At 39.6% G+C, this 26,366-nt stretch carries 22 protein-coding genes, 1 tRNA gene and 1 pseudogene; 10 read left to right on the forward strand and 14 right to left on the reverse strand.

The annotated features are described in order from the left end of the window. Positions 1-5 precede the first annotated feature (5 nt). Entirely contained in the window at positions 6-1,193 is a 1,188-nt protein-coding gene (locus F944_RS04115; RefSeq protein WP_004987236.1) for a CaiB/BaiF CoA transferase family protein, read from the forward strand. Between the two features lie 425 nt (positions 1,194-1,618). Then, on the forward strand, positions 1,619-4,426 hold the full coding sequence (locus F944_RS04120) for a 2-oxoglutarate dehydrogenase E1 component (RefSeq protein ID WP_026039957.1): 2,808 nt from the start codon (positions 1,619-1,621) through the stop codon (positions 4,424-4,426). A gap of 210 nt (positions 4,427-4,636) precedes the next feature. Here the strand turns inward: F944_RS04120 and F944_RS04125 are convergent, their stop codons facing one another. The 3 genes from F944_RS04125 to F944_RS04135 all read right to left on the reverse strand — a co-directional run bounded on the left by F944_RS04125 (position 4,637) and on the right by F944_RS04135 (position 7,222). Then, a complete protein-coding gene (locus F944_RS04125; protein WP_004987239.1) occupies positions 4,637-4,921 on the reverse strand; it encodes a helix-turn-helix domain-containing protein in 285 nt (94 codons plus the stop codon). Positions 4,922-5,153: 232 nt separating this feature from the next. After that, positions 5,154-6,380 (reverse strand): MFS transporter, encoded by a 1,227-nt coding sequence (locus F944_RS04130; RefSeq protein WP_004987242.1) that lies wholly within the window; start codon positions 6,378-6,380, stop codon positions 5,154-5,156. Positions 6,381-6,433: 53 nt separating this feature from the next. Then, a complete protein-coding gene (locus F944_RS04135) occupies positions 6,434-7,222 on the reverse strand; it encodes an alpha/beta fold hydrolase (protein WP_004987246.1) in 789 nt (262 codons plus the stop codon). 171 nt (positions 7,223-7,393) lie between these two features. On the opposite strand from F944_RS04135, the gene F944_RS04140 reads away from it, so the two are divergent. Then, the gene (locus F944_RS04140; protein WP_004987248.1) at positions 7,394-8,323 is read left to right on the forward strand and encodes a LysR family transcriptional regulator; all 930 of its coding nucleotides are present in this window, start codon (positions 7,394-7,396) and stop codon (positions 8,321-8,323) included. On the opposite strand, the gene F944_RS04145 is transcribed toward F944_RS04140, so the two are convergent. Further along, the gene (locus F944_RS04145) at positions 8,312-8,725 is read right to left on the reverse strand and encodes a GFA family protein (RefSeq protein ID WP_004987252.1); all 414 of its coding nucleotides are present in this window, start codon (positions 8,723-8,725) and stop codon (positions 8,312-8,314) included. The two genes, F944_RS04140 and F944_RS04145, sit on opposite strands and share 12 nt — an antisense overlap. A gap of 404 nt (positions 8,726-9,129) precedes the next feature. On the opposite strand from F944_RS04145, the gene F944_RS17370 reads away from it, so the two are divergent. From F944_RS17370 to F944_RS17060, 4 genes are all read left to right on the forward strand, one after another. Continuing rightward, entirely contained in the window at positions 9,130-9,258 is a 129-nt protein-coding gene (locus F944_RS17370) for a hypothetical protein (protein ID WP_265102590.1), read from the forward strand. Continuing rightward, positions 9,251-10,459, forward strand: coding sequence for a tyrosine-type recombinase/integrase (locus F944_RS04150; protein ID WP_004987255.1), 1,209 nt, complete (start codon positions 9,251-9,253; stop codon positions 10,457-10,459). The genes F944_RS17370 and F944_RS04150 overlap by 8 nt, the downstream gene beginning before the upstream one ends. A 200-nt stretch (positions 10,460-10,659) precedes the next feature. Next, complete coding sequence (locus tag F944_RS04155) at positions 10,660-10,902, forward strand: helix-turn-helix transcriptional regulator (RefSeq protein ID WP_000155629.1); 243 nt, start codon at positions 10,660-10,662, stop codon at positions 10,900-10,902. Positions 10,903-11,057: 155 nt separating this feature from the next. Beyond that, positions 11,058-11,234 (forward strand): hypothetical protein, encoded by a 177-nt coding sequence (locus F944_RS17060; RefSeq protein ID WP_004987258.1) that lies wholly within the window; start codon positions 11,058-11,060, stop codon positions 11,232-11,234. A gap of 21 nt (positions 11,235-11,255) precedes the next feature. On the opposite strand, the gene F944_RS04160 is transcribed toward F944_RS17060, so the two are convergent. The 4 genes from F944_RS04160 to F944_RS04175 form a co-directional block, all read right to left on the reverse strand. After that, a complete protein-coding gene (locus tag F944_RS04160) occupies positions 11,256-12,614 on the reverse strand; it encodes a hypothetical protein (RefSeq protein ID WP_004987259.1) in 1,359 nt (452 codons plus the stop codon). Positions 12,615-12,713: 99 nt separating this feature from the next. After that, a tRNA-Ser gene (locus F944_RS04165) sits at positions 12,714-12,803 on the reverse strand. A gap of 86 nt (positions 12,804-12,889) precedes the next feature. After that, a complete protein-coding gene (locus F944_RS04170; protein WP_004987260.1) occupies positions 12,890-14,920 on the reverse strand; it encodes an NADPH-dependent 2,4-dienoyl-CoA reductase in 2,031 nt (676 codons plus the stop codon). 385 nt (positions 14,921-15,305) lie between these two features. Further along, positions 15,306-16,223 carry a DMT family transporter gene (locus F944_RS04175; protein ID WP_004987261.1) on the reverse strand — a complete coding sequence of 306 codons (918 nt, stop codon included), beginning with the start codon at positions 16,221-16,223 and terminating at the stop codon, positions 15,306-15,308. 164 nt (positions 16,224-16,387) lie between these two features. On the opposite strand from F944_RS04175, the gene F944_RS04180 reads away from it, so the two are divergent. Beyond that, positions 16,388-17,275 carry a LysR family transcriptional regulator gene (locus F944_RS04180; protein WP_004987262.1) on the forward strand — a complete coding sequence of 296 codons (888 nt, stop codon included), beginning with the start codon at positions 16,388-16,390 and terminating at the stop codon, positions 17,273-17,275. A gap of 178 nt (positions 17,276-17,453) precedes the next feature. Further along, entirely contained in the window at positions 17,454-18,794 is a 1,341-nt protein-coding gene (gene argG / locus F944_RS04185) for an argininosuccinate synthase (RefSeq protein WP_004987266.1), read from the forward strand. Between the two features lie 107 nt (positions 18,795-18,901). Here the strand turns inward: argG and F944_RS04190 are convergent, their stop codons facing one another. Both F944_RS04190 and rbtA read right to left on the reverse strand, forming a co-directional pair. After that, a complete protein-coding gene (locus F944_RS04190; protein WP_004987268.1) occupies positions 18,902-21,352 on the reverse strand; it encodes a CSLREA domain-containing protein in 2,451 nt (816 codons plus the stop codon). Between the two features lie 24 nt (positions 21,353-21,376). Next, positions 21,377-22,408: pseudogene (gene rbtA / locus F944_RS04195) on the reverse strand (rhombotarget A); the annotation flags it as partial. Positions 22,409-22,513: 105 nt separating this feature from the next. Between rbtA and F944_RS04200 the strand changes: the two are divergent. After that, positions 22,514-23,476: an IS30-like element IS18 family transposase gene (locus tag F944_RS04200; RefSeq protein WP_004986464.1), complete on the forward strand. Its 963-nt coding sequence runs from the start codon at positions 22,514-22,516 to the stop codon at positions 23,474-23,476. Here F944_RS04200 and F944_RS17235 read toward each other — a convergent pair. The 4 genes from F944_RS17235 to cxpE are packed head-to-tail and all read right to left on the reverse strand — an operon-like array spanning position 23,414 to position 26,308. Further along, complete coding sequence (locus F944_RS17235) at positions 23,414-23,980, reverse strand: hypothetical protein (protein ID WP_004987272.1); 567 nt, start codon at positions 23,978-23,980, stop codon at positions 23,414-23,416. The two genes, F944_RS04200 and F944_RS17235, sit on opposite strands and share 63 nt — an antisense overlap. Continuing rightward, positions 23,943-24,365, reverse strand: coding sequence for a CSLREA domain-containing protein (locus F944_RS17240; RefSeq protein WP_227613854.1), 423 nt, complete (start codon positions 24,363-24,365; stop codon positions 23,943-23,945). Before F944_RS17240 ends, F944_RS17235 begins: the two co-directional genes overlap by 38 nt. 14 nt (positions 24,366-24,379) lie before the next feature. Then, on the reverse strand, positions 24,380-25,084 hold the full coding sequence (gene hda, locus F944_RS04210) for a DnaA regulatory inactivator Hda (RefSeq protein ID WP_004987277.1): 705 nt from the start codon (positions 25,082-25,084) through the stop codon (positions 24,380-24,382). A gap of 33 nt (positions 25,085-25,117) precedes the next feature. Beyond that, complete coding sequence (cxpE, locus tag F944_RS04215) at positions 25,118-26,308, reverse strand: chloramphenicol efflux transporter CxpE (RefSeq protein ID WP_004987279.1); 1,191 nt, start codon at positions 26,306-26,308, stop codon at positions 25,118-25,120. Between the last annotated feature and the right edge of the window lie 58 nt (positions 26,309-26,366).

The raw sequence follows: 26,366 nt of genomic DNA on the forward strand, positions 1-26,366 counted from the left end.
ATCTCATGCGACCATTAGAAGGAATTACGGTCATTACCCTTGAACATGCCATTGCTGCACCGTTTTGTACGCGTCAACTGGCAGACTTAGGCGCTCGGGTGATTAAGGTTGAACGTCCCAATGTCGGTGACTTTGCCCGTAAATATGATGAACGTGTCGATGGTATGTCTTCACATTTTGTCTGGACCAATCGTTCCAAAGAAAGTTTGACGCTGGATGTCAAAGCTGATCCTGCCAAAGATATTTTGCATAAGTTGATTATGCAAGCCGATGTGTTAGTACAAAATCTGGCACCCGGTGCTGCGGCGCGTTTAGGCTTGTCCTATGAAGAACTTTCACAGATTAATCCTAAAATCATCGTCTGTGATATCTCAGGCTATGGCGATGATCATGAGCATCCCGGTCCTTATCGTAATAAAAAAGCCTATGACTTATTGATTCAAAGCGAATCTGGCTTTTTATCCATTACCGGTACACCTGATGATTATGTCAAAGCAGGCTGTTCAATTGCCGATATTGCAGCGGGTATGTATGCCTATAGCAATATTTTAGCGGCTTTGCTTGAACGCAGCCAAACAGGTAAAGGCAAACGTATCGATGTTTCGATGCTCGAAAGTATGACCGAATGGATGGGTTATCCATTGTATTATACCCTCCGCGGCGACACACCACCGCCCCGTACAGGTTCAGCGCATGCCACGATTTATCCTTATGGACCTTTTCCTGCTCAAGATGGTCAAGTCATGCTGGGTATTCAAAATGAACGTGAATGGCAAGCATTTTGTCAGATCGTGTTGGAACAGGCAGAAACGGCAAATCAACCTGAATTTATCAACAATACCTTGCGTGTTAAAAACCGTGAAGCACTCAAACAGATTATTATTGAATGTTTCGGTCAACTGACTCGTGATCAAGTGATTGAGCGTCTGGAAAAAGCCAAAATTGCCAATGCCAGTGTCAACGAAATGCAGGATGTCTGGCATCACCCTCAACTTCAAGCGCGTCATCGCTGGACAGAAGTCGAAACACCGATTGGTAAAGTTCCAACTCTCAAGCCCGTCGGTTTAACTGATGATCAGGATTTTATAATTAAAGCAGTGCCAGATCTCGGTGAAAATAGTGCCGATATTTTAACTGAACTCAATTACTCACAAAACGAGATTGATCTGCTTAAACAACAGCATGTGATTTAAATCGTACTTTCATCAATAAAATGGATTGTATTTTTTTAATGCAATCCTTTTTTATACCCTGTTTTCACTTATATGCTTTTCGTATCACAGCTATTAAATCTTAGTATTTTAAAAATCAGTATTTTGTTCTTATGATCAAAATAGAAACAACAGCGCAGCAAAGTGCGATGTTTATTCCAATCATTGATGAAAGGACATCATCATTTAGATCACCATCCTGTCTATGTTGCCTCAACTGATCCTGCCATGATTTCGCCCCATTCTTTAGCATGGCATGTTTGAGCTTCACAGGTTTGCATGATCAGCGATTAGATGGTCAATGTCCTTTTAACATCGTATTAAAAAACAAAGATTATGGATAGCAATAATCTTTATTGATCGCAGGACATCAGATTATGTATATACAAAAGGATATGAAAGCACAGATGCAAGAGGTGATCGGCAAAATCAGTACAGATCTGACGCTTTCTGCCGACAGTGCCACCTACATTGAAGAGCTGTATGAACAATATCTGCTTGCACCTGAAACGCTAAGTGAAGATTGGCAACGGTATTTCGGGCAATTTCCTCAGGGCGATCAACCCCACGGCCCGATCAAACAACAATTTCTGGATCTGGCACGTACTGCACATCGTGGTCAAAACATTGAAAAAACTGAGGTCAGCCCAGAACAACAACTGCGTCAAATTGCAGTAATTAAACTGATCGCAGCTTATCGTCATCGTGGTCATCAAAAAGCCAAACTTGACCCATTAGGTTTGGCCAAACGTGAACATATTGCTGAGCTAGAATTGGCCACGCATGGTTTAACCCAAGCAGACTTAGCTACCTTTTTTTTTACGGATGATCTGGCCATTGGCAAGCCACAAGCAAGCTTAAAAGAGATCATTCAGCACCTTGAAAATACCTATTGCCAAAGTATTGGTACCGAGTTTACTCATTTGATCAATACTCAGGAACAACGCTGGTTACAACGCCGCTTAGAGCAGACTCAAAATCGTTTTAATTTTAGTGCAGACAAGAAAAAACAAATTTTTAATTTGCTCAATAAAGCAGAAGGTCTGGAAAAATATCTGGCTAACAAATTTGTGGGTGCAAAACGCTTTGGTGCAGAAGGTGCAGAAACTTTAGTCCCTTTGATGCACGAAATTATTCAACGTGCAGGTGCAACAGGTACTAAAGAAATTGCACTTGGCATGTGCCATCGCGGTCGACTGAATCAACTGGTCAATATCTTTGGTAAGCATCCCAATGAAATGTTTGCCGAATTTGAAGGTAAGCTGTTCACCAACTCAGGCTCAGGCGATGTGAAATACCATCAAGGTTATTCATCTAATGTCATGACGGATGGCGGTGAAGTCCATTTGGCACTTCAACCCAATCCATCGCACTTAGAAATCGTTTCCCCTGTTGCAGTTGGGTCTGCCCGTGCCCGTCAAGATCGTCGTCAAAATGTCGATGAAGTATTGTCGGTCAGTGTGCATGGTGATGCTGCCTTTGCAGGTCAAGGCGTAGTGATGGAAGCATTCCAAATGTCACAAACCCGTGCCTACTATGTCGGTGGAACATTGCATGTGATTGTCAATAATCAGGTTGGATTTACCACCTCCAATATTTTAGATACGCGTTCAACTGAATACTGTACCGACGTGGCCAAAACCGTTCAGGCACCCATTTTACATGTCAATGCGGATGACCCAGAAGCTGCGATTTATGCAATTCAATTGGCACATGACTACCGTAAAGAATTTCGTAAAGATATCGTGGTCGATCTCTATTGCTACCGTCGTCGTGGTCATAATGAAGCTGATGAACCATCAGGCACTCAACCGCTCATGTATCAAGTGGTCAATCAACTACCGACCACGCGCAACCTTTACTTAAATCAATTGATCAATGAAAAAATCCTGACTCAAGCTGAAGCGGATCAAATGCTACGCGAATATCGAGATCGCTTGGATGCAGGTCAACATGTCACAGATAATCTGGTGCTCGACCCTGATCAAAGCATGTATGTCGACTGGGCTCCGTATATTGGTCTAAGTTATAGCGATGAGTGTGATAGCACATTTGATCTCAATCGACTCAAACAATTGGGCGTGATTTTAAATACAGTACCTGAAGGTTTTGTGTTGCAACGTCAAGTTCAAAAAGCCGTCGATGATCGTTTGGCCATGCAGACAGGTGAACTCGCCTTAAACTGGGGCGCTGCTGAAAATCTGGCTTATGCAACCCTCATTGATCAGGATTATCCAGTCCGTATTACTGGCGAAGATGTGGGCCGTGGTACATTCTCACATCGTCATGCCAAACTGCATCATCAGGTCGATGGCACGACCTATATTCCACATTGTCACATTAAACAAAATCAACCGAATTTTGCCCTGTATGATTCATTACTGACCGAAGAAGCGGTCTTGGCGTTTGAATTTGGTTATGCGACCACAACACCAAAAAGTCTAGTGGTTTGGGAAGCGCAATTTGGTGATTTTGCGAACTGTGCGCAGGTAGTGATCGATCAATTCATCGCATCGAGCGAAACCAAATGGGAGCGTAACTGTGGGCTGACCCTATTACTTCCACACGGATTTGAAGGTCAAGGCCCTGAACACTCTTCGGCACGTCTAGAGCGCTTTTTACAACTTTGTGGCGAAGATAATATTCAAGTGATCACGCCGACGACACCTGCCCAGATTTTTCATGCACTACGTCGTCAAGCACTACGTAATATCCGTAAGCCGATGATCGTGATGTCACCAAAATCATTATTACGGCATAAACTTGCTACATCTACATTGAATGAATTAGCGACTGGGACATTCCAGACGGTGATTGATGAAATAGATGATATCAATGCCGAACAGGTAACGCGAGTGGTGCTCTGCGCAGGTAAAGTCTACTACGATTTACTAGAAAAACGTCGTGAGCAGAAGCTTGAGCATGTCGCTCTGGTGCGGATTGAACAACTTTATCCGTATCCAGAAGCACGTTTAACTGAAATCTTGCGCCAATATTCAAATCTGCAACAATTGATTTGGGCACAAGAAGAACCAGAAAATCAGGGTGCATGGTTATTTATGGTTTTACGCCTCTATAAGCTCATGGCAAAACTAGGCAAAACGGTTGATGTACAGTACGCAGGCAGAGAAACTGCTGCTGCACCCGCATGCGGTTCACCTTACTTACATGCCAAACAACAAGCTGAGTTAGTGCAACAGGCATTAGGCTTATAAGTAACTTATTATTACTATGTATACCCTCAAAACAAAAACCGGATAATTTAATTATTCGGTTTTTATTTAAAAAATAATCTTGGAAAATAATTCATATTATATAATTAATAAAAGTAATAAAAAATTAAAACAATAACAACTATAGAAATAAAATATAAAAATAATCCATCACCAATATCATGTTTAGTCGTTTTATTTGTTTAACAGTATCTAGCTCAAACGCTTATATTTCTTTAATTTTTTATATAAGCACAAACGGCTAATACCCAAAAACTGACATGCCTGTGCCTGATTACCTCGTGTATTAATCAGTACAGCAGAGAATACGCCTTTTTCCATTTCTTTTAAAAAATAGGGATATAGCTTACTATCTGTCGATGTATCCTGTATTTCCATATGTTTGAGCAATTGATAGACATGCGCCCGAACAACATCAGCAAGCAAAACATCTTTCCCAGAAAAATGATCATGTATCGATAATTGTTCCAAATCCATTTTTGAAAACTCAGCTATAATCACAAGTATATTTTAACAAAGAATACCACACATATCCGATTATTTATTTTTATAAGAACAATAAAATAATATGATCATTTTTTAATAAATAATAATTTAAATCCAAGATAATTAAGGTTAATATAAAGCTCTGGTTTAAACGACACCAGTTTTATAATCCAACCCTGGGTCGGGTTGGATTTTTTTCTATTTTTAATTTCCTTTTGAAACCTTAACTTTGAGTCATCACTTTTCCCTGTCGAATTTCTTTCATTAATATCATCGAGAAAATAACATTTAAAAGCGCCAGTAACGCGATGCTATAAAGTACCGTATTTGCACCAAACGCATCAATCATATACCCAGCAATCAACGGCGTCATGGCTTGTGCAATGAGTGATGGACGAGCCAATTTTCCCATAAGATAGGCATATTCCTCTTTTTTGACCAAGGTCAGCGGTAAAGTGCCACGTACGATAGAACGTAAGCCATTGCCTGCGCCATAGATAATCATTGCAAGTGCAGCATATTTCGGTGAGATGCACAGCAAAATAATCCCGACCACCACTAAAACAACCGATACCAAAAGCGATTTAATCGGATGATCAAACTTAATCACCAAATCCAGCATCCGTGATGCCACCTGACTTGGCCCAATCAAAGCACTAATCGCAATGGCGCTGGCTAAAGCCAGACCATTTTCTTGCAAAATATCAATCAATTGCACTGTCATCACTGTCATGATAATTGAAGTAATCATAAAAATAATCGATATTAAGTGATAGGTTGATTTGGGCAAGCTCATCGAGTTGGTTTTATTTTTTTGCTGTAGCGCAGACGGTTCAGCGATTTTTTTAGGTTTAGGCAATGCATAGTGATAAATCGGCCAGATCACAATAATCATCAAGACTGCACCAAACACACAAGTCGCTCGCCAACCAAATAACGAGACTGCATAAGCCTGAACAGGCCAGACAATGGTTGTACAAAAGCCAGAAATGAGCGTAACGCTCACTATCGCAACTTTGGCATTTAAACCAAAGAGATTGCCCAAGACTGCAAATAACGTGTCATAGAGACCAATCGCCATCCCTAGCCCAATCACAATCCACGCCAAAAAGAAAAAAGCCAGATGATAACTAAAGGCCAGAATGAACAATCCTAAAGCCGTGATGATCCCGCTCATGGCCAGAATTTCCTTGCCACCATGACGGGAAATTAAGCGACCAATATAAGGCAGTGCAAATGCGGAAACCAAAATGCTTAAAGATAAAGCGCCGTAGACCAGCTCACGCCCCCAGCCCATTTCGGACATAATTGGACGCGCCATGACTGCCAATAAAAAGAAAGATCCTCCCCATATGATAATCTGTGCGATTCCAATGAGGAGGACTGAGAAAAAAGAAGGTTTATCTTGATCAGCTAGTTTGAACACAGCCTTCAAGCGGGGTGCTAACATGTATTAATCCATAGGATTTTGCGGCAATTGAACTTAACAATCGCGGTTGCAACTTATACATTTACCTCAACCTCATGATTCAAATAATTTTGAATAAAACCTAAAACGATATCTGGTTTTTCTGCATGCAACCAATGCCCTGTTCCTTCAACAGTTTCAATGTGCGCTTGCGGAAATTGCTGTTCTATTTCGGCTTGATATTGAGGCAAAATGTACTCCGAATTTCCACCACGGATAAACAAACAAGGTTTATTCCAAGGCTGGATTGGATTCCATCCCACAAGATTTCCATAATTGGCTTTAAATGCGTCTACATTATATAGCCATTGACCTTTTACAAAGGATTTAAGTAAAAACTGCACAATCATCTCATGCGGTAGATACTTTCTCATGATTTCTGCCGCCTGAGTACGGCTTAAATTTGGATTGTGTTGTTCAATCACAGCATCAATCGCAGCAAACATGCCTTCATGGCGCTCACCTGCATAAGGCACAGGTGCGACATCGAGAATGACCAATTGCTCAACGCGTTCAGGAAATAAACCGACGATTTTCATCGAGGTTTTTCCACCCATAGAATGCCCAACCAGAGAGAAAAGATTGACCTGTAAATGATCGAGTGTTTCGACCACATCCTGCGCCATCAACTCATAACTCATATCTGATGAATGTGGCGACCCACCATGATTACGCAAATCCATTTGAATCACATGATGATTCTGATTGAGCTTTCTTGCAATCATCCCCAAATTTGACAAGCTACCAAATAAACCGTGTAACACGACAACAGGTATCTCAGTCACGGGGTTCGGTGAAGTGTGATATTCAGCATTTAAAATCATGGTATTGAGTCCCTTTTCAATCTTGGCTTATCTCTGACAAAAGATGGGTTAAAAAACCGACTTTGATCAGTTGTGTATCAATGGCATCCTAAAGCTGATAATAAATGTACTGTTCTTTCTCTGATAGGTAAAATATAATTTTAAGATCACTGTCATACTATTTTACTATTTATGATCAACTTTCGTTTGATTCGTCATTTATGGTTATTTTTAACTGTTGCAGAAGAACAACATTTCGGTCGAGCCGCAAAAAAACTTGGAATGTCACAGCCTCCTTTGACTGAGCAAATTAAGGTTTTGGAGCATTCTTTAAACTTACAATTATTTGAACGTTCACGACGGGGCACCAAACTGACACCCGCTGGACGTGCCATTCTTCCTGCGGTAAAAAAACTGGCGGATCAGCTGGAAAATTTGGAAATTGCAGTTCGAGAAGCGGCGCAAGGTCAGATTGGAACCATTACTGTTGGGGCAATTAGTGCTTCGATTATTGAGGTTTTACCTAAATTTATTGAACACGCCAAATTGCATTTTCCCAATCTGACCATTCATGTCAAAGAAATTGATACAGTGGAAGCAATTCCCGCACTGGAAAATGGCGATATTGATTTGGCTTTCGCCCGTCTAGAAGGTGATTTGGGGAATCATATTGCATCTCGTCCCCTGATTCGTGAACATCTTGCCGTTGCGCTCCCCGAAAAGCATCCTTTGGCAGCACATCAGGAAGTCTCTCTTTCTCAATTGAGCCAAGAACAATTTATTATGTTTGCGCGCAAAATTAGCCCTTTATCTTATGATATTTTGACAGGAATGTGCCGTAAACAAGGTTTTTTTCCAAAAGTCATTCATGAAGTGCGCTCGGTTGCCTCACAAATTGCGTTTGTGGGATGTGGACAAGGCATTGCATTGGTTCCCTACTCTATTACACGCTTTTCATATCCCAATGTCGTCATTTTACCTTTAGCAGAACATCTAGAATTTATTACTACCGCCATGGCATGGCGTAGCGACCGCGATAATCATTTGCTCGAGTCACTTCTGGAAAGTTTAGATCTGGATCACAAACAGGCTGTTGACCCAGAAATACCTTTATTTAACTAATGTAGCAGGCAAAGCTTCTGGATATTGCGGAGCCTGATCACCAATGACGTCCCATGTCGCTTTCGAGTTGATATAGGCATGTGAAATCACGTTGACATTGACTGGTTCGTTGATCAATCCTGCACGTAAGCGAATGACCTCAGGTTTATCCAAACGTGCGCTATAAATTGGTGAACCACATTGTTTACAAAATACCCGCTTTTTATTTGGTGTTGCAAAATAAGCTTGTAAAAGTTCTTCACCCTGCACAATTTCCAGATCTTTGGTTTCAACCTGTATAATTGCAGCAAATGCGCTGCCTTGGGCTTTTTGGCACTGTTTACAGTGACAAACATTGATAGAATTTAAAGGAGCCAATATTTTTAATTGAATGCCGCCGCATAAACAAGACGCTGTAAACATCTCACCTTTTCCTGGTCAAAGTTTTATCAAAATATCGCATATATCTCAGTATTAAACCAATACTAAGTTGATGTTTATAGATTTTATTTAATAGGATTATAAAAGAAGAAAGAACGAGAAAATAATGACTCAAATTGAGAATAACAAAATTGGAATAAAAAACGGGATCAAACTATATATTTGATCCCGTTTAACATATTTGGCGGAAGCGGTGAGATTCGAACTCACGGAGGACTCACACCCTCGTCGGTTTTCAAGTTATTGGGACTTACACTTTACTAGGCTTTATTAACATTTAGTAAGCCATACATTCCTTTACAAAACAATGCCTTGAAGCTATATTTTGTTTTATGTAGCTTGTTTATGCTTTCCCTGTATCGCTTACAAATTGCTTACGAGTTACAGTGCAAAAAAGGCAAGCGACTACGCCAATAGCCCTTGCCTGTGGTTATATCCCTACTAGGAAACAACAAATGAATCATACTACATTTATCACCAACTACAATGTCGGTGAGGAGTTCTATCATGCCTAAGTTGACTAAGAGCTTCATCGACAAATACCCTGCACCAATCAACAAAGATAAATTTGAATGGGATACTGAATTAAAAGGTTTCGGTATTCGAGTTACCCCTAAAGGTCGCGTTAGCTTTATTGTGCAAAACCGTGTTAATGGTCGCTCGGAGCGTATTACTATCGGGCAGTATGGTGTCTTTGCCCCTGACCAAGCACGTGACATTGCCCGCGAGCATTTACGCACAATGCGCATGGGTACAAGCCCAACAGCGCAGGCAAAAGCACATGCATTAATGTCTATTACGTTACGCGAAGTCTGCGACTCTTACATTAAAGATAGGTCGCTTAAAGCAAGTTCGCAAAGTGAAATTCGTAGACATGTGACCACAAGTTTTGAAGCATGGCAGGATACTCCTATTGCAGCCATAAACCGTGAGGATGTGAATAAACGCTACAACCAACTTAAAGAACATGGTTTACGTGGTAATGCCCCTGCACCTGCCCAAGCTAATCAAGCATTCAGTGTATTACGAGCATTAATTAATTACGCAATGGACGAATATAGAAAGGAAGATGGCACACCATTAATCCAAGAGAACCCAGTTAATATTCTTAAAAAGAAAATGGTGAAATTAAAACCTCGTACCAGTCGTATTCCTGATTCTAAGGTAAATAATGTTTGGAAATATCTGTGGTCAACAAGGGAAACCGCTTTTAACCGTGAAACTCTAGCAAGCATTGATTTAATCATTTTCTTAATGCTCACAGGCGCACGATTAGGCGAAGCTCGTTCTTTAACTTGGGATAGGGTCAATTTAGAGGAAGCATGGTGGCATATACCCGACCCTAAAAACCACAATCCAGTCTATTTACCCTTATCAATTCAAGCAATAGACTTGCTCAAAGCTAGACCAAGAACAGACGACTCACCTTTTGTTTTTGCTTCATGGTCAAAGTCAGGACACATTATTGACCCTAGAGATTCATTGAAACGTATGAGTGAAGTTGCTGGAACACCAATTACAGCACATGACCTTAGACGAACGTTTACCACAATAGGAGTGGCACATTGTGGTATTGATTTAAACAAGGTTGAATTGCTGACAAACCATGTGCCTAAAGGGGTTACAGCAATTCATTATTTAGAAACTACACACTTGCAATATTTACGTCCCGAAGTTCAGCAAGTAGCTGATTGGATTAATAAAAGTAAATCATAAAAAATCATTTGTGCATTAACATAAAACATAATATAGTTGTTTTTAACTGCAAACACCTCGCTTAATATTCACGTAACATGGGTTACATTATTAAGCTTGTATCTATCATGGGATAGAGGCTTCAAGGTTAATTTAAACTTGAGCTATCTGTCCCTTTTTTATTGCATGTCAGATAGCTCATTGCTAAAGGAACTTTTGACATGACTATTTCAGCAAACAATCATAAAGATTTACTGACGACTAAAGAAGCCGCTTCATTACTTGGCTTTAAAAAGAACACCCTTGAAATATGGCGTACTAAAGGTAAAGGACCACAATTTATTAAAGTGGGATCAGATACCCAGTCACGTGTCCGCTATTTACGTTCAACCTTAATGGCATGGCTTGAAGCACAAGCGCATTCGAGTACGTCTTCGTATTCAGTTCAAACCTCCGACAAATAATTAATTTTCTGTTCTAAACCTTAAACGTATTGCGCTTATTGAAACCTGTGTCAAACACGACTATGTACCTCCTACAGTACCAGTAACGGTTAAAACCATGCTACAGGGGCAACCGTGGGTACAATACCCTAACCCTAATTGTGGTCATACCGATAATGGCTAAGGTTTTAAAAGACTTTCAAAAGCGTTTAGCTAAAGTCGAAACCCACAGAAAGAACAAAGCGACTACTATTAAATTAGTAGCCGCTTTTCCACCTATTTTGTCTTATGATGAGTGGGAAGCTATTGCTGTACCACATCAACAACAATTAGTTGACGATACTAGGAATTAAAAGTTTATCTTTCTTTTGTTTTTAAAAAATACATGCATCATCATACTGATCCACCCAATTTTTTAGTAATAAGATTGCTTTTGTTTCCTGAGGATAATTAACCTCTGCCAATATATTACCATCTCTAGGAAGTAAGATTTCAAAACCAGACTCCATTTCTAAAAGAGGTAAATCTAAATGTTGAATAAATTTCAAGAAAAAATTAAATCCTGAATCAATATTTTCTGCCCTGCTAATCCTGTCTAAGTTAGAACCAATTGTTTGAGATATTTTTGCGAAATAATTTATATCTGAGTGAATAATTAGATTTGCTTTATCTTTAACTAATTTTCTTGCGTCTATGATAATACTTTTACAACTTAAACCACATGAACTTAATATCCTATCAATTTCTTGAATTACTTCTTGTTTATTTTCAAATTTTTTCTTTTCCATTAGCTGTAACAAAACATAGAATAAAATTGGTCTTTCTAAAAACTTAAGACCATTTTTTAATGAAGCATTGAAATAAATATAATCATTTAACTGTTCTGTCGTAAACCCTTCTGAGGGCTTAAATAATTTATCTACAACATTACTATCATTAAATAAATCAAAATGTTTTTCTGTAAAGTTCAAACAGATATCTAGTAACACTCTAGCTATATCAAAAAGATCATCTAAATTTTCAATTCTAAAATGGTTTGCTATTAGATGAAAACAAGTTGAATATTCTGTTAAATAAATATTATAGATATAATCTAAACTATTTTGTTTGAACCTAGTCGCTAAAAAATTTCTTTGCGTTTCATCATCTTTAAGTAAACCAACGATATTCCCCATTGAATTAATATATTCATCAATTGTTGCTGAGCATTCAAGCAAACTCACCATAGAGAAAGGATGTCTAGCTAAAGATTCACCTTGAGCATTAAAATAACGTGCAAATAAAATTGGTCTGTCTGATACATTACCATATGAATCAAAAACTTTACCAATAGAAGGTATTAAGTCCCATTTTTTACTATCATCATCTTGCCAAAGTTGGTTGTAATAAGAAGGATATCTAATTTTTTTTAGTTCATTTGCAAACTTTTTAATTTTATGAAAATGATATTCATCACCATTTTCCTGCTTAAATCTTTGTCTAAGTGCTTGGTCTAAATTATAAAAATACTCTATCCCATAAGTAGTATGGGTCATATCATAATAATGTCTATACTCATGAATAGCTGTAGAATAGGTCGTTAGCGACTCTTCAAAAGTCGCTAAGTCTTCTTTATTTCTCAACCTCATTAAGAAGCTTCTATCCTTAGCTTTTAAGGAAACTGTATAAGTTATAAAACCGAAGCTACCCAAGGCATCTGAGTCCTCAAGAATATAATTTTCATTTAATGCCATTTACCCCTCCTAATTATCTTTATTGCTTACTACAGGCTTACGTTGCATAAACCCCAAAAACAACAAAGCCCCGATATTCGGGGCTAAGTCATTGATATTTGGCGGAAGCGGTGAGATTCGAACTCACGGAGGACTCGCACCCTCGTCGGTTTTCAAGACCGGTGCATTAAACCGCTCTGCCACGCTTCCATGTGCGTAAGAATACAAAGACACTTCATTTTATTCAAGAAAAATTTGAGTGCCTGATATTCAATTGGATATTGTTTCATCAAAAATTAAAGCTGGGCAGCCAATTCTGCACCTTCGCGAATTGCGCGTTTAGCATCTAACTCAGCAGCCAATTTTGCACCTCCAATAATATGATAATTCGCAAGTGTCGCTTCATTTTCACTTGGCATCAAATCCTTAATCGATTCTTGCCCTGCGCAGACGACAACAGTATCTACCCGTAATAACTGATCATACCCATTAAGCTCAACCCACAGTCCTTCATCAGTCACAGCTTTATATTGCACACCGCGCATCATACGCACTGCATGTTTTTTCAACTGTGCACGATGTACCCATCCAGATGTTTTGCCTAAACCGATACCCAATGGCGTCGTTTTACGTTGTAATAGATAAACCTGACGAATGGGTGCTTCAATTTGCGGAGCTTGCAAACCACCTTCGGTCATATAATCTGGTTGAGGATCGATGCCCCATTCACGTTGCCAATCAACTAACGGTTGCGGCTGAGGTTGATGTATTGGTTTTAATAAAAACTCACATACATCAAAACCGATCCCACCTGCACCAATCACCGCTACACTATTTCCGACTGGAGCGCCTTTGAGTACTTCTGCATAAGATAAAACTTGTGGTAATTGACTCCCTTCAATTTTAAGCTGACGAGGAATCACACCCGTTGCAACAATCACCTCATCAAAACCCTCACGCTCTAATTGCTCACGATTGACTCGTGTGTTTAAGCGTAAATCCACACCCGTTTTTTCAATTTGAACTTTAAAATAACGAATGGTTTCATGAAATTCTTCTTTGCCTGGCACCACTTTCGCCAGATTAAATTGGCCGCCGATTTCAGAATTTGCTTCAAATAACGTCACCTGATGACCACGACTTGCCGCAACTGTTGCCGCAGACATGCCTGCAACACCACCACCGACAACCGCAATTTTCTTCGGTTTTTTTGTTTTGACATAAACCAATTCTGTTTCATAGGCTGCCCGTGGATTAACCAGACAGGTGGCTCGTTTATTTTTGAAGGTGTGATCCAAACAAGCCTGATTACACGCAATACAGGTGTTAATTTCATCGACACGATTGGTTGCGACTTTAGTGACCCAAAATGCATCAGCAAGGAGTGGACGTGCCATTTGGACCATATCCGCTTTACCTGCTGCCAAAATTTCTTCGGCAGTATCAGGCATATTAATACGATTTGACGCGATCACAGGAATTGAAACATGCTGTTTAACATACGCCGTATAATCCACGAAGGCAGCGCGTGGCACAGAAGTTACAATCGTGGGAACACGTGCTTCGTGCCAACCAATTCCTGTATTTAAAATGGTTACGCCTACTTTTTCCAATGCTTGAGCAATGGTAATCACTTCTTGCATGGTATTGCCATCGTGCACCAAATCAAGCATGGATAAACGAAAGCTAATGATAAATTTTTCGCCTACTTTTTCACGAATCGCTTTGACGATTTCAGCTGCAAAACGCATTCTATTTTCGACTGAGCCACCCCAACGGTCTGTACGTTGATTGACATGGCGACTTAAAAATTGATTCAGTAAATAACCTTCAGAACCCATAATTTCTACACCATCATAGCCTGCCTTTTTGGAAAGACTGGCACAACGCGCATAATCCTCAATGGTTTCAAGGATATTCTTTTCCGACATTTGACGAGGCTTAAACGGAGAAATAGGGGATTTAATCGGACTCGCTGACACCACAAAAGGCTGATATCCATAACGACCCGCATGCAAAATTTGCATCAAAATCTTGCCGCCATGTTTATGCACCGCATGAGTGACCAGTCGATGGTGCGGTATATCTGCCAATGAATTCATGGTTCCACCCGCAGGTAACAACCAGCCTTGACGATTCGGTGAAATCCCTCCCGTAATAATTAAGCCCACCCCCCCTTTGGCCCGCTCGCCAAAATAAGCAGCTAACTTGGGATAATTATAAAAACGGTCTTCTAGCCCCGTATGCATCGATCCCATCACAACTCGATTTTTAATTGTGGTAAAACCCAAATGTAATGGTTTTAAAATATGTGCATAGCTAGTCATAGGAAATCCTTGTTGAATTTGGCGGTGCAACTTGTTGCATAATACTTTAATACTTTTTTTATAGGTTGGGATGGCTTGTTATGTTTTTTTAGCTGTTGAAATTGTCAATCATCACTAAAGCATATCTTATTTTCTCTACAAAAGATGAATTGCTGAAACAACGCGTTTATTCATTCTGGAATTCTAATGAACTCCATACCGTTATGATGACTATAGTTCATTGAACAACTTTGACTTTGGTCGATCCTTAAATAATGTTATTCCATCTTATTCCTATCCTAAATGAATCTCTGCTGTACTTCATCTGAGAATCTAAAAAATAAAAAAGCCATAAAAAAATGGCTTCCAAGTTAAAACGCTTTCTTTCAATATGAAATGGTCATTCTTATCGAGATTGTTTAGAACAATAATTAAATTGGGCATTTTTTGATTTTAATTTCAACGAACTCATCACAATCCCTGAACAAATCAAGGCAGCTCCCATCAGAATATTCATCGTGAGAGGTTCATGCCAGATTAACGCACCAAAACATAAACTTAAAACAGGTATACACATAATCGAAATCGAAGCGATAAAGGTATCGACCTGACTCACAATCCAGTTCCACAGGGCAAATGCAAAACCAGTTCCAATGACAGCAATATAAAAAAGCAATGATTGGTTTAAAGGATTCATCCATACCGTTATATCTACAGGCTCAAATATTAAAGCACCTATCAGAATCGCAATCCCACCGATGAGCATTTGCCAGATTGTTAGCTTAATTTTGTCATAAGTTGCAAAATTTTTTTTGATATACACCGTTGCCATTGCCCAGAAAAAACCCGATCCAATCAAAAGTAACTCACCTGCTAAAGACAAATTCCAGCTCAAATGTAACAGTTGTGGCCAAAGAATCGCAATCAGGCCTAATGTTCCTAAAATTAATCCTAAGATCTTTTGTCTGTTTAAATGTTCGTGTAAAACATAGTGTGCCAAAATCCCAATAAAAATAGGCATGGTAAACACCAACACGGCGGACAAGCCAGAATCTACAAATTGCATGGCAAAGATTTGTGTCGCATAGAAACCCAGACACACCAGCGCACTTAAAATGATTAAGGATTTCCATTCGCCACGTTTAGGCAGAATCGACTTCTTCAAAATCAACTGAAGCAGCATTAAAGTCACAGCAGCCAAAATCAGACGGAGCGAAGTAAATAAAAAAGGTGGAAAAACCTGCAAGCTATGTTTGACCAGTCCCCATAAAGATCCCCATACCAGACATAATAATGCGATCGCACTGATGACCCGAATATTCACGAGCGTCTCTCAACAAATCAAATAATATGGTGATAGTGTATAAAACAAATGACATCATGAATAATGCTATGTTTTAATAGATACATCATTTTTTTTAATGCCTTTTTAAAAGAGTCTGATTGATCTGATTAAATTGGCTATTTTGCACAGATTGAGGCATCTCTATGAATATTGACATTAGCGATATCCGGTCATTTGTTACGGTTGCCGAATTAAAAAGCATTACCGCAGCGGCGCATAAGCTTAATTATTTACAATCCAACATGACCGCCAAAATCAAGAAAATTGAAAACCATTACAAACGTCAACTTTTTATTCGCAAGCCCAAAGGCGTTGAGTTAACTGAATCTGGATTACATCTTTATAGTCAATACAAAAAAATGATTTTTACATGGGAAGAAACAGAACACAAAATCGATCAACAAGACAATAACTTACGCTTTGGCACCAATACCAGTTTAGGTGGCATGCGCTTTTATCCCTCTTTTAGTCAACTCTATCAGGCCTACCCTGAGCTTTCGATTACCATGAAAACTGGTGCAACAGGTTTTATTGAGGATGAAATATTAGCTGGAAATCTGGATATCGCTTATGTGCTTGGTCATCCTAAGCAAAAAAATATTCAGTATATTCAAAAAGCTGAAGACCAATTAGTGATTATCGGAAAAAATGTGATTAATCATGAACGGCTTGAGGATTGTTTGAATCAGCAAAATATTCTGTTGGCATCTGAAGAATGCTGTTATGCCACAACACTGGATCAGATTTATGCAGACTATGGTTTAACTAAAGGTGAGTTTACCCACATTTATGATCATGAAGCTTTGATTCATTTCACGCAACTTGGAATGGGCATTTCTATGCTGGCCAAATCACTGATTGAAAAATATAAGATTCAATATTATCGGGAAATACCTGAACAATATCGCAATATTGGTTTATATCTGATCGCACGTAGCGACCATATCTTTACCCCGATTGAGAAACAATTTATTGGATTAAATGATACTCTTCAAAACAGTCAAAGCTTCCATCAGGTTAAAGTGGCTTAAAAAACTAAAATTGAAAAATTTAGCGCCTCTAAAAATATCGACATCGATTTTTTATTTTTCGGGATGGATATTGAACGATCAGAAAAAATAAAATGAAAAAAGTGCTACAATATCTGCCATTCTGAATTCTCAAGACCATCGGTTTAGGTCTTTTTACAAATGTTAGTTAGGATTAGCAATGACTGATAACGCAACCATTTTGCAGCATGTACCAGTAGGCAAAAAAGTGGGTATTGCCTTCTCTGGTGGTCTGGATACTTCAGCAGCTTTATTGTGGATGAAACAAAAAGGTGCAGAGCCTTATGCATATACTGCAAATCTGGGCCAGCCTGATGAAGATGACTACGATGCCATTCCAAAGAAGGCTGAACAATATGGCGCAGTCAAAGCCCGTCTTGTAGACTGTCGTTTACAACTGGCTTTAGAAGGAATTGCGGCGATTCAATGCGGCGCATTTCATATCAGCACTGGCGGTGTTCCTTATTTCAATACGACGCCACTTGGTCGTGCGGTCACTGGAACCATGCTGGTGACTGCCATGAAAGAAGATGATGTCAATATCTGGGGCGATGGCTCTACCTATAAAGGGAATGACATTGAACGTTTCTATCGTTATGGTTTGCTCACAAATCCAAATTTAAAAATCTATAAACCATGGTTAGATCAACAATTTATCGATGAGTTGGGTGGCCGTGCAGAAATGTCACAATTCCTGATTGATAACGGCTTTGACTATAAAATGTCAAAAGAAAAAGCCTATTCAACTGACTCAAACATGCTCGGTGCAACGCATGAAGCCAAAGATCTTGAGTATCTGGATGCAGGTATCAAAATCGTTGATCCAATCATGGGCGTGGCATTCTGGAAAGATGGAGTTGAGATTCAGCCTGAACTGGTTTCTGTGACTTTTGAAGAAGGTATGCCTGTTGCACTGAATGGACAGCGTATCGAAGATCCTGTTGAGTTTATCCTAGAAGCAAACCGTATCGGCGGCCGTCATGGTCTCGGTATGTCTGACCAAATTGAAAACCGTATTATCGAAGCAAAATCACGCGGTATTTATGAAGCGCCTGGTATGGCATTACTTCATATCGCTTATGAGCGTTTAGTTACTGGCATCCATAATGAAGATACGATTGAACAATACCGCATTAACGGTTTGCGTTTAGGTCGTTTGCTTTATCAAGGTCGCTGGTTTGATTCACAAGCACTGATGCTACGTGAAACAGCGCAGCGTTGGGTTGCTAAAGCGATTACGGGTACTGTGACGCTTGAACTTCGTCGTGGTAACGATTACACCATTATGAATACTGAATCTCCAAATCTGACTTATGAAGCAGAGCGTTTAACCATGGAGAAAGGCGATTCCATGTTTACGCCAATGGATCGTATTGGTCAGTTAACCATGCGTAATCTGGATATTACCGATACACGTGCCAAACTTGGGATCTATACCAATACAGGTTTACTGTCGATTGGTCAGGGTTCAGCTGTTCCTCAATTGGACACCAAAAAATAAGTCGATCTTTAAATAAAAAATTAAGTGCATCGAGTTTGATAATTCAATGCACTTAATAAAATAAAAGAGAGGTTCAATTGAGCCTCTCTTTTATTTTTAAGTCTAAATCATGATCGGCGGCGATAAAGTACCAGTCCAACAAGTCCTAATACTGTAAAGATACCTAGGCTACCGCCACCACTACTACTCTGGTTATTAGTAGTAGATGCTGTATTTTTTAAAGTCACAGTCGCCTCTGATGACTTTGTGCCATCAGCATCGTAAATGAGATAACTAAATTTATAGTCAAATACGTTGAAATTATTTTTAACCTGAATCGCAAGATTACCGCCATAGCAGGTTTCTTTTTGATCAGGATATGGACATGGCCCAGTATGCTCAGAAGTAACGGTGATACCTGAAGGAACGGTGGTTAAACGAATTGGTAATTCAACCCCATTTTCATCGTGGTAAAAAGCAGGTTTGTTTGGCTTATTGACCAAAGCCGAAACAGGCCCATCACCATCATCAGAAGCATTACTCAGTAAATTGACATTGATCTTCTGATCAGTTCCATATTGGATGGTGTATTCAGCGGCTTTGGCAATTGGAGCAATATTGACAAAGTTCACCTGCATCAAACCTGATGATTGTTTAGATGTATTGAGTGAACCATCTGCATTTTTTAGGGTTAAGGTATACTGACAGAAGTTATATTCACCTGCTTGAGTAATCCCATCATCCAGACGATAAACCATGATCCGCTTAAGATCAGGATTCCATTCACATTTTAAATTTTCATCTGGTCGAACATCAAGTTTAGTGCTATCACCACTTCCTGTGATCATGCCAACACCCAAGGCTTTTACAGAAACGGCATAAGTATCTGGCGTCAAATGCTGAATTTGACGACCACCATCTGGCAGCACAACTTCATCTGGCAGACTAAATGCAAATGGATCTACATAGACAGCCCGATATTTCTCATTGGCTTTGGTATAGCTAAGGAGATCTTCATACTCTTTAATACGTTTATTGTAATAAGGCAAGAAATCTGGATTTGTACTGGTGTTTGCAACTTGCGCCTTAAAGAAATCTAATTGTGTTTGATAGCCATCCAGTAAGGTAACAAGAGAACTATTGACGATACCATTAATATCGCCTGCGGTTAAACGCATGATTTCAGTTGAACCAAGATCACAGCTATTTCGCCCTGCTGGATTTAAGATTAAAGTTCCATCAGTGATACGATTAATACCGCGTTGATCTTGGGTGCTACATCCATCGGTATTCACATCGACCAAATCTGTATCGGATGAATTATCTTTAGGGAAGTAAAGAGGTAAGAAGCTGGTATATTCCGAAGGTGTCTGCAAGCTACTTAACACACTCGACATACTGCTGTTACTCATGTCGATATTGGTCTGTTTCTCTGGCAAGACTTCACTTGCAACATCGCACTGACTTTGACTTCCAGCGGCCAAACTTACTGCATTATAGACTAAGCCTACACCAGTATCTTTTTGATCTTTGGCTTCACCAAGTAAATAACGACATGAACGATTACTATTAAATGCTAGTATGTTAAATGACAACACTTTGATACCAATTTTGTCATATAAAAAAGTACTGAACGCATTATTTTCTACAATCGTGTTACTCACCATTTGCAAAGTACTTGCTGTACTTAACTTGTTTACATCGGTATTTACGCGGCTATCTCCTGTAAATTTGATAATGCTTCCATTATCAGCATTTACCGTATTCTGTGCGATGGTATTTGCAGTTAAAGTCGTGGTCGGTTCACCACAAAACTCCAGTGTACTTTTACTATCCGAAGAACCATTTTGAATAAAACTGTTATTGGTAAACGCCAACGTGCGTTTGTTGTATGACAAATTATCCAGACAACTCATGGCGAGTACATCACCAATATTGTCGACATCATTTTGGTTCTTCTTAACGGTTTTATTACCCTGATAAATCCCACTGGTTAAAGTTAACGATGAATTATTACCTTCGAGATAAATCGCAGCACCCTGATTTGCACTTGAATTTAAAATCGAAACCCCTGTTAAAGTTGTCGCAGCACCTAGATAGAGTGCACCACCACGGCTGTCACTCTTACCATTTTGCAACTGGACATTACTCACCGTAATAGAAGCTTTTGTACCACTGGTATTAATGAGTCGGCTCTTACCCTGACCATCGATAATCGTCTTCAAGATCGTTTTAGCTGGATAATCATTGGTTATGACATCGATCTTGCTGTAGTCTTGAGGAATTTTTCCCATCAATGAAATAGATGATGCTGGAACCAGCTCCGAATTAAGCTTATAGCTTCCTTCTTCAAGCTGAATGTAATCTATGGCAGAAGCTGCGGTATTTCCAGCACCACAGCCACCGTAAGATCGATTCAGTTCAGCCGCTTTCATCGCCATCCGAAGTGAACATTTACTGCTACCTTGATCATCAATATCATCAAAAGTATTGACATAAATGGTTTTATCTTCTGCGGCCATGAGTGACATGGCAGATAACACCATTACTGTCAGTAGTCCTTTTTTATAATTTTTCATGACTTATCCCTTATATCCCTATCCCTACTTTTTAAATCGTCTTAAACCTACAAGTCCCAATAAGGCGATTAACATTCCATAACCAAAGCTACCACCACCCGTTTTTACTTTTTTACTTTCAAAATCATTCGGTGGATCTTGTACAATTTTTCCAGGAATATCGATATAGCGATTTCCAATAGAATCACTGAATCGAGTAATCGTGGTCATAACGCGAAGTTTAAACTCATCAGAACCATGCCAGTTTCCATTTGGTACATAAGTCACATTACCTTCCTGATCGAGTGTTAATGTACCTTTAGATGGCGTGTTGGTTTGCACGATTTGCAAACAACCTGCCTGCCATGCTTTACCGTCTTCTCGTTTGCCCAATAAGCTTTCACATTCACTGGCAGGAAGTAGTTCCCCATCGGCTAACTGATCCGCAATCGAAAACTTCGCAGTTTCACCATACAAAATATCTTGGCCTACAGGTGAAATAGAATCTGCATCAATGACCAATTCAATCGCCCCAATGTCACAAAGCTCTTTCGTGCTACGTGTTCTGCCACGCTGATCGACCGATTCGCAACTGGAAAGACTGGTAATATTAGTCCCATCACTGAGGACACGACCTCGATTCACAATCAGCGAATCACTTAAAGTTTGATAAGACATCAAAAGACGGGGTTTGAAGAATCCCAGAAACTGCTTTTCAGGCAAGTAATATGGACAAAGCAAACCTTCTGCTGGAGCAGCATTACATTTGCCTTCTAACTCACCCGCCAATAAGGTATTACTGCCTATCTCGATATTTGGATCAGTCGAATTGCCACTACCGCAATCAGAAGTCTTGGTCAGATTGTTAATGAATTGGGTTTTATCGCCATCTGCAAATACACAGTTTTTTGAACCATTTTCAGAAATGATGCTATTAGACACATAAGCATCACCTTTTGGTGCTTGAAGGTAGAAACCTGCGTTATTTCGAATCATGGTGATATTATTAATAATCATGCCATCACGTACATTGGTGATATAGCCCGTATTATTAAAAATCGTACTGTTCTTTAAACCACGCAGATTCAAATCCCAAGTGCAACACATTTGTAGTCAGTTGAAAAAGTTAGGTGTATTCATAGAATCATTAGACTTTTTCAACTCGCAATTGGAAAGCACACAATGAAGAAATACACCCAACTTTCTCAAGATGAAAGATACGAAATTTATGCTACGTTGAAAAGTAAAGGCTCAATCGCCTCCCTTGTTCGGGAGTTAGGACGTTCACGATCAACCATCTACCGTGAATTAAAAAGAAATACTGGGCAACGTGGATATAGAGCTCAACAGGCAGCTAAATTTGCAAGTCAAAGACGGTACCGTCCTTCATCATCAATGACAGCATTTGCCTTCGCTTATATTGATTATTTGATTGGTTTGGACTGGTCACCAGAACAAATTTCAGGTGCTTTAACACAACGCGGTTGGCTGGATGTACCTTCACATGAGTGGATTTACCAGTACATTTATCAAGATAAATCAAAAGGCGGTAAACTCCATCTACACTTAAGGCATCAGAAGAAATATCGAAAACGCGGTTACAAAAACACGGATCGTAGGGGTCAAATCATTGATAAAACAAGTATTCACTGCCGAGACCAGGTCATTGATCAACGACAACGTTTAGGAGATTTCGAAGGTGACACGGTGATTGGTAAACATCATAAAGGTGCTTTATTAACCCTTGTTGATCGAAAGAGCCTGTATGTACATATTGTTCATTTAGGATCAACGAGAGCATCCTCTCAAACGATTACTTGTGCGTTAGATCGTTTACGAATGAGCCATGCTTATAGTGTGACATTTGATAATGGTAAAGAATTTTCCGAACACAAAAGAATTACCGATGCTGGCATAGAGACGTATTTTGCTGATCCTTACAAGTCTATTCAGCGAGCTAGAAATGAAAATACGAATGGTTTAATCCGTCAATATCTGCCAAAATCATCATCGTTTGATGGCGTGTCAAACGAACAAATAGAGCAGATAGAATTTGCACTCAACCATCGTCCTAGAAAAACACTAGGTTGGTATACACCGAGTGAAGTTATGGCTGGTTTTTATACTGTTGCACTTGCCGCTTGAATCCGCCCCATATAAACGAGAGCTGGCATTACCACTGGTTGAGTCATCATTAAATGCGATAGCAGAATATAACAATGTCGATTGATCTAAACCTGTTGCCTTGTTGTCACGCAGAACAGTCTGATAAAGATGAAACCTTGGTAATTCACTATAAATGACTGCGCCTTGCGAAGCTGTATTATTCTGGAAAATAACATTTTGGGCACTAACGTAGCCTGCACTTTTGTCAGTAGAGACACCTTCGTTATAAATCGCGCCACCATTGACCGTGGCATGTCCATTGATCAATTTGACATATTGCAAACCCAAAGTCTCATGGTTGAAAATTAATCCACCATTATTAATAGGACTATTTGGATTGCCTTCCAGATTGACCTCAATCAATGAAACGCTATATTGGGCATTTTCACTATTGTCATCATATATATAGAATATACGGTCATTGCCGACCATTTTAATCGTGGCATTATTTAAACCATATTGGTTCACCGACACTGGTGTCATACGTTGTTTTAAGCTGTAACGCTTTCTGAATTTTAATCTGGCTATTTAATTCATAGGTTTTTTGTTTTTCCAGCAATACAACAGCGGTAGAGTCTTTTCCCCCACATCCATTATAGCCTGCTTCTGGCATTCCCTGATTGATATACTCAATTGCTTCGCGCAAAGAACAGAGATTATCGTTCTTAACTTCGTCTGCTGTTGTATTGACTATGATTTCGCCAGCACTATATGCATGACCAGCGACAAACAACAGCCCAACGCCTATACCCCGCTTGAGCATACCTTTCTCCTTCATTTCCATTTTCATTATTTTTGTAAAGTCGCCACGTCCTAGCAACTTTTCGTTCAATTTGCGTACTTTCGCATAGCTTGAGTAATTACTCAAGATTTTTCACATGACTAGCGATACTCATCTATCAAGGCATAGATTTGCCTCAAAGTCGCATTAGAAAGCTTGGTTTTTTCACCTTTGAGCATTTTTTCAAGCTGTGCCAATGTCTGTAATAGTAAAGACGCTTGATGAGGACCATGCAATAGCAGATATTCAATTATTTGCGGATCAAAATGCAAACCGCGACGTGCTACAGTGGATAACACCAAAGCTTCACGGTCAGCATACAGACTGCCATTGGGTACTTTCACACTCACAGCCTGTGTTAAACGCGACTGTAAATCAGGAAGTTCCAGTTTGAGTTCAATCGGAGCAACGCGCGATGAAAATACTAGTTGTCCACCGACTTCATTATTATAATTAATGAGATGAAAAACAGCCCGTTGCCAATGCGGAACGCCACTAATCGCTTCAATGTCATCTAACGCGACCAGATCATAACGCTCCAGTGAAGTAATCGCCTCAATCGGGGCATCTAAAAGTTCAAGCAATGAAACTTTGATTGCAGATTTACCTATCTCCAGATAGGAATCACATATTGCTGAAAGTAAATGACTTTTTCCAGAACCCGCCCCGCCATAAATATAAAAGCGATTGACTAATCCTGCATGTAACTGACGAACGGCATCAACAACATGTCCCCAACCCGGCCCAGAAAAATCGCTGATTCGGGCATCAAGTTGAGGTTCAATATCCAACTGTAGTTGACGCATACTATGTCATAAACCTCGTGAGCAACCTCTTGGCTATTTAGGTGTAGAATTGTTTGGGACATCAGTATCTTGCGGGTTTTTGATTTCAATATCAAGATCAACATTTTCAGTTTCGACACTAATATGTTCACCCCCAGCATGTTGTACAACAATGGCATCTGACCCATATAGCTGACTATGCTCATAAGCTTCACGAACATGTCGCAACAATACCACGATAACAGCAGCGACAGGCAGCGCGATCAACATTCCCCAGAAGCCTGCAAGTTGTGCACCTGCTAGTACAGCAAAAACAACCGCCACAGGCGACAAACCGATTTTATCACCCAGCAAAAATGGCTGTAGAATATAACCTTCAACGGCTTGTCCAATCATAAATACAATCACGACCAGCGCGAGTTGCATCCAGTCCACGCCGAACTGAAACAGTGTGGCAATAAGTGCTGCAATAATGCCTACAGCAAAACCTAAATACGGAATAATACTGGCCAACCCTGCTACCATTCCAATAATGAGTCCAACTTCAAGACCAATCAGTTGAAGTCCTACAGCATATACAATACCTAGCAGCAACATCACCAAAAATTGACCTTTTACAAATGCACCTAACACACTATGACATTCACCTACTATGCGTAGAGTACTTTCTTCATAAGGACGTGGAATGAGACGACGTAAGCTTTGCAACATACGGTTCCAATCGAGTAAGAAATAAAACGCAATTACAGGGATTAAAACAACAGTTCCGCCAATTTGGATAAAACTTAGACCAGACTGAGCCAGTCTTAAAGCCATTGCTTGAATACTGTCGGCACTATAATTGGTCTGTATATATTCCATGACCACTGTTGAAATCTGATCGGTATCAATTTCCATACGTTCCACATTAAAGGTATGTGATACCCACGGTAGAAAAGTCGCATTGATCCAATGAATGCCCGCAGGAATACTATCTCTGGCATAGATCAACTGTTGCCAAACTAAAGGAACGACATACCAGATTGCCAAAACCAACAAGATGCCAATACCAATAAATACAATCCCAATAGAGACCCAACGCGGAAGTCCGATTTTGCTGAGTTTCTCAACCAGTGGACTAAATAAATAGGCAACCAAAAATGCGACCACAAATGGAATCACAACGGGTTTAAGTAAATAAAGAACCCAAATTAAAAGTGCTATACCTGTCAAAATAAAAATGCGACGCAGGGTACGATCTTGCATAAAATCTGACCTTTTTCTAATGTATTCGTTATAGAGGCAAAAATATTTAATTAAAGAT

Origin of the sequence: Acinetobacter ursingii DSM 16037 = CIP 107286, from assembly GCF_000368825.1 — a bacterium.
In the GTDB taxonomy this organism is placed as follows: domain Bacteria; phylum Pseudomonadota; class Gammaproteobacteria; order Pseudomonadales; family Moraxellaceae; genus Acinetobacter; species Acinetobacter ursingii.

Excerpts from the sequence above, each read along its gene's own strand:
- F944_RS04130 (WP_004987242.1), bottom strand. The coding sequence starts at position 6,380 with ATGTTAGCACCCCGCTTGAAGGCTGTGTTCAAACTAGCTGATCAAGAT.
- F944_RS04125 (WP_004987239.1), bottom strand. The coding sequence starts at position 4,921 with ATGGATTTGGAACAATTATCGATACATGATCATTTTTCTGGGAAAGAT.
- F944_RS04180 (WP_004987262.1), top strand. The coding sequence starts at position 16,388 with ATGAATATTGACATTAGCGATATCCGGTCATTTGTTACGGTTGCCGAA.
- F944_RS04120 (WP_026039957.1), top strand. The coding sequence starts at position 1,619 with ATGCAAGAGGTGATCGGCAAAATCAGTACAGATCTGACGCTTTCTGCC.
- cxpE (WP_004987279.1), bottom strand. The coding sequence starts at position 26,308 with ATGCAAGATCGTACCCTGCGTCGCATTTTTATTTTGACAGGTATAGCA.
- F944_RS04115 (WP_004987236.1), top strand. The coding sequence starts at position 6 with ATGCGACCATTAGAAGGAATTACGGTCATTACCCTTGAACATGCCATT.
- F944_RS04145 (WP_004987252.1), bottom strand. The coding sequence starts at position 8,725 with ATGTTTACAGCGTCTTGTTTATGCGGCGGCATTCAATTAAAAATATTG.
- F944_RS04155 (WP_000155629.1), top strand. The coding sequence starts at position 10,660 with ATGACTATTTCAGCAAACAATCATAAAGATTTACTGACGACTAAAGAA.
- F944_RS04200 (WP_004986464.1), top strand. The coding sequence starts at position 22,514 with ATGAAGAAATACACCCAACTTTCTCAAGATGAAAGATACGAAATTTAT.
- F944_RS04135 (WP_004987246.1), bottom strand. The coding sequence starts at position 7,222 with ATGATTTTAAATGCTGAATATCACACTTCACCGAACCCCGTGACTGAG.
- argG (WP_004987266.1), top strand. The coding sequence starts at position 17,454 with ATGACTGATAACGCAACCATTTTGCAGCATGTACCAGTAGGCAAAAAA.
- F944_RS17235 (WP_004987272.1), bottom strand. The coding sequence starts at position 23,980 with ATGACACCAGTGTCGGTGAACCAATATGGTTTAAATAATGCCACGATT.
- F944_RS04190 (WP_004987268.1), bottom strand. The coding sequence starts at position 21,352 with ATGAAAAATTATAAAAAAGGACTACTGACAGTAATGGTGTTATCTGCC.
- F944_RS04150 (WP_004987255.1), top strand. The coding sequence starts at position 9,251 with ATGCCTAAGTTGACTAAGAGCTTCATCGACAAATACCCTGCACCAATC.
- hda (WP_004987277.1), bottom strand. The coding sequence starts at position 25,084 with ATGCGTCAACTACAGTTGGATATTGAACCTCAACTTGATGCCCGAATC.
- F944_RS04170 (WP_004987260.1), bottom strand. The coding sequence starts at position 14,920 with ATGACTAGCTATGCACATATTTTAAAACCATTACATTTGGGTTTTACC.
- F944_RS04160 (WP_004987259.1), bottom strand. The coding sequence starts at position 12,614 with ATGGCATTAAATGAAAATTATATTCTTGAGGACTCAGATGCCTTGGGT.
- F944_RS17060 (WP_004987258.1), top strand. The coding sequence starts at position 11,058 with ATGGCTAAGGTTTTAAAAGACTTTCAAAAGCGTTTAGCTAAAGTCGAA.
- F944_RS04140 (WP_004987248.1), top strand. The coding sequence starts at position 7,394 with ATGATCAACTTTCGTTTGATTCGTCATTTATGGTTATTTTTAACTGTT.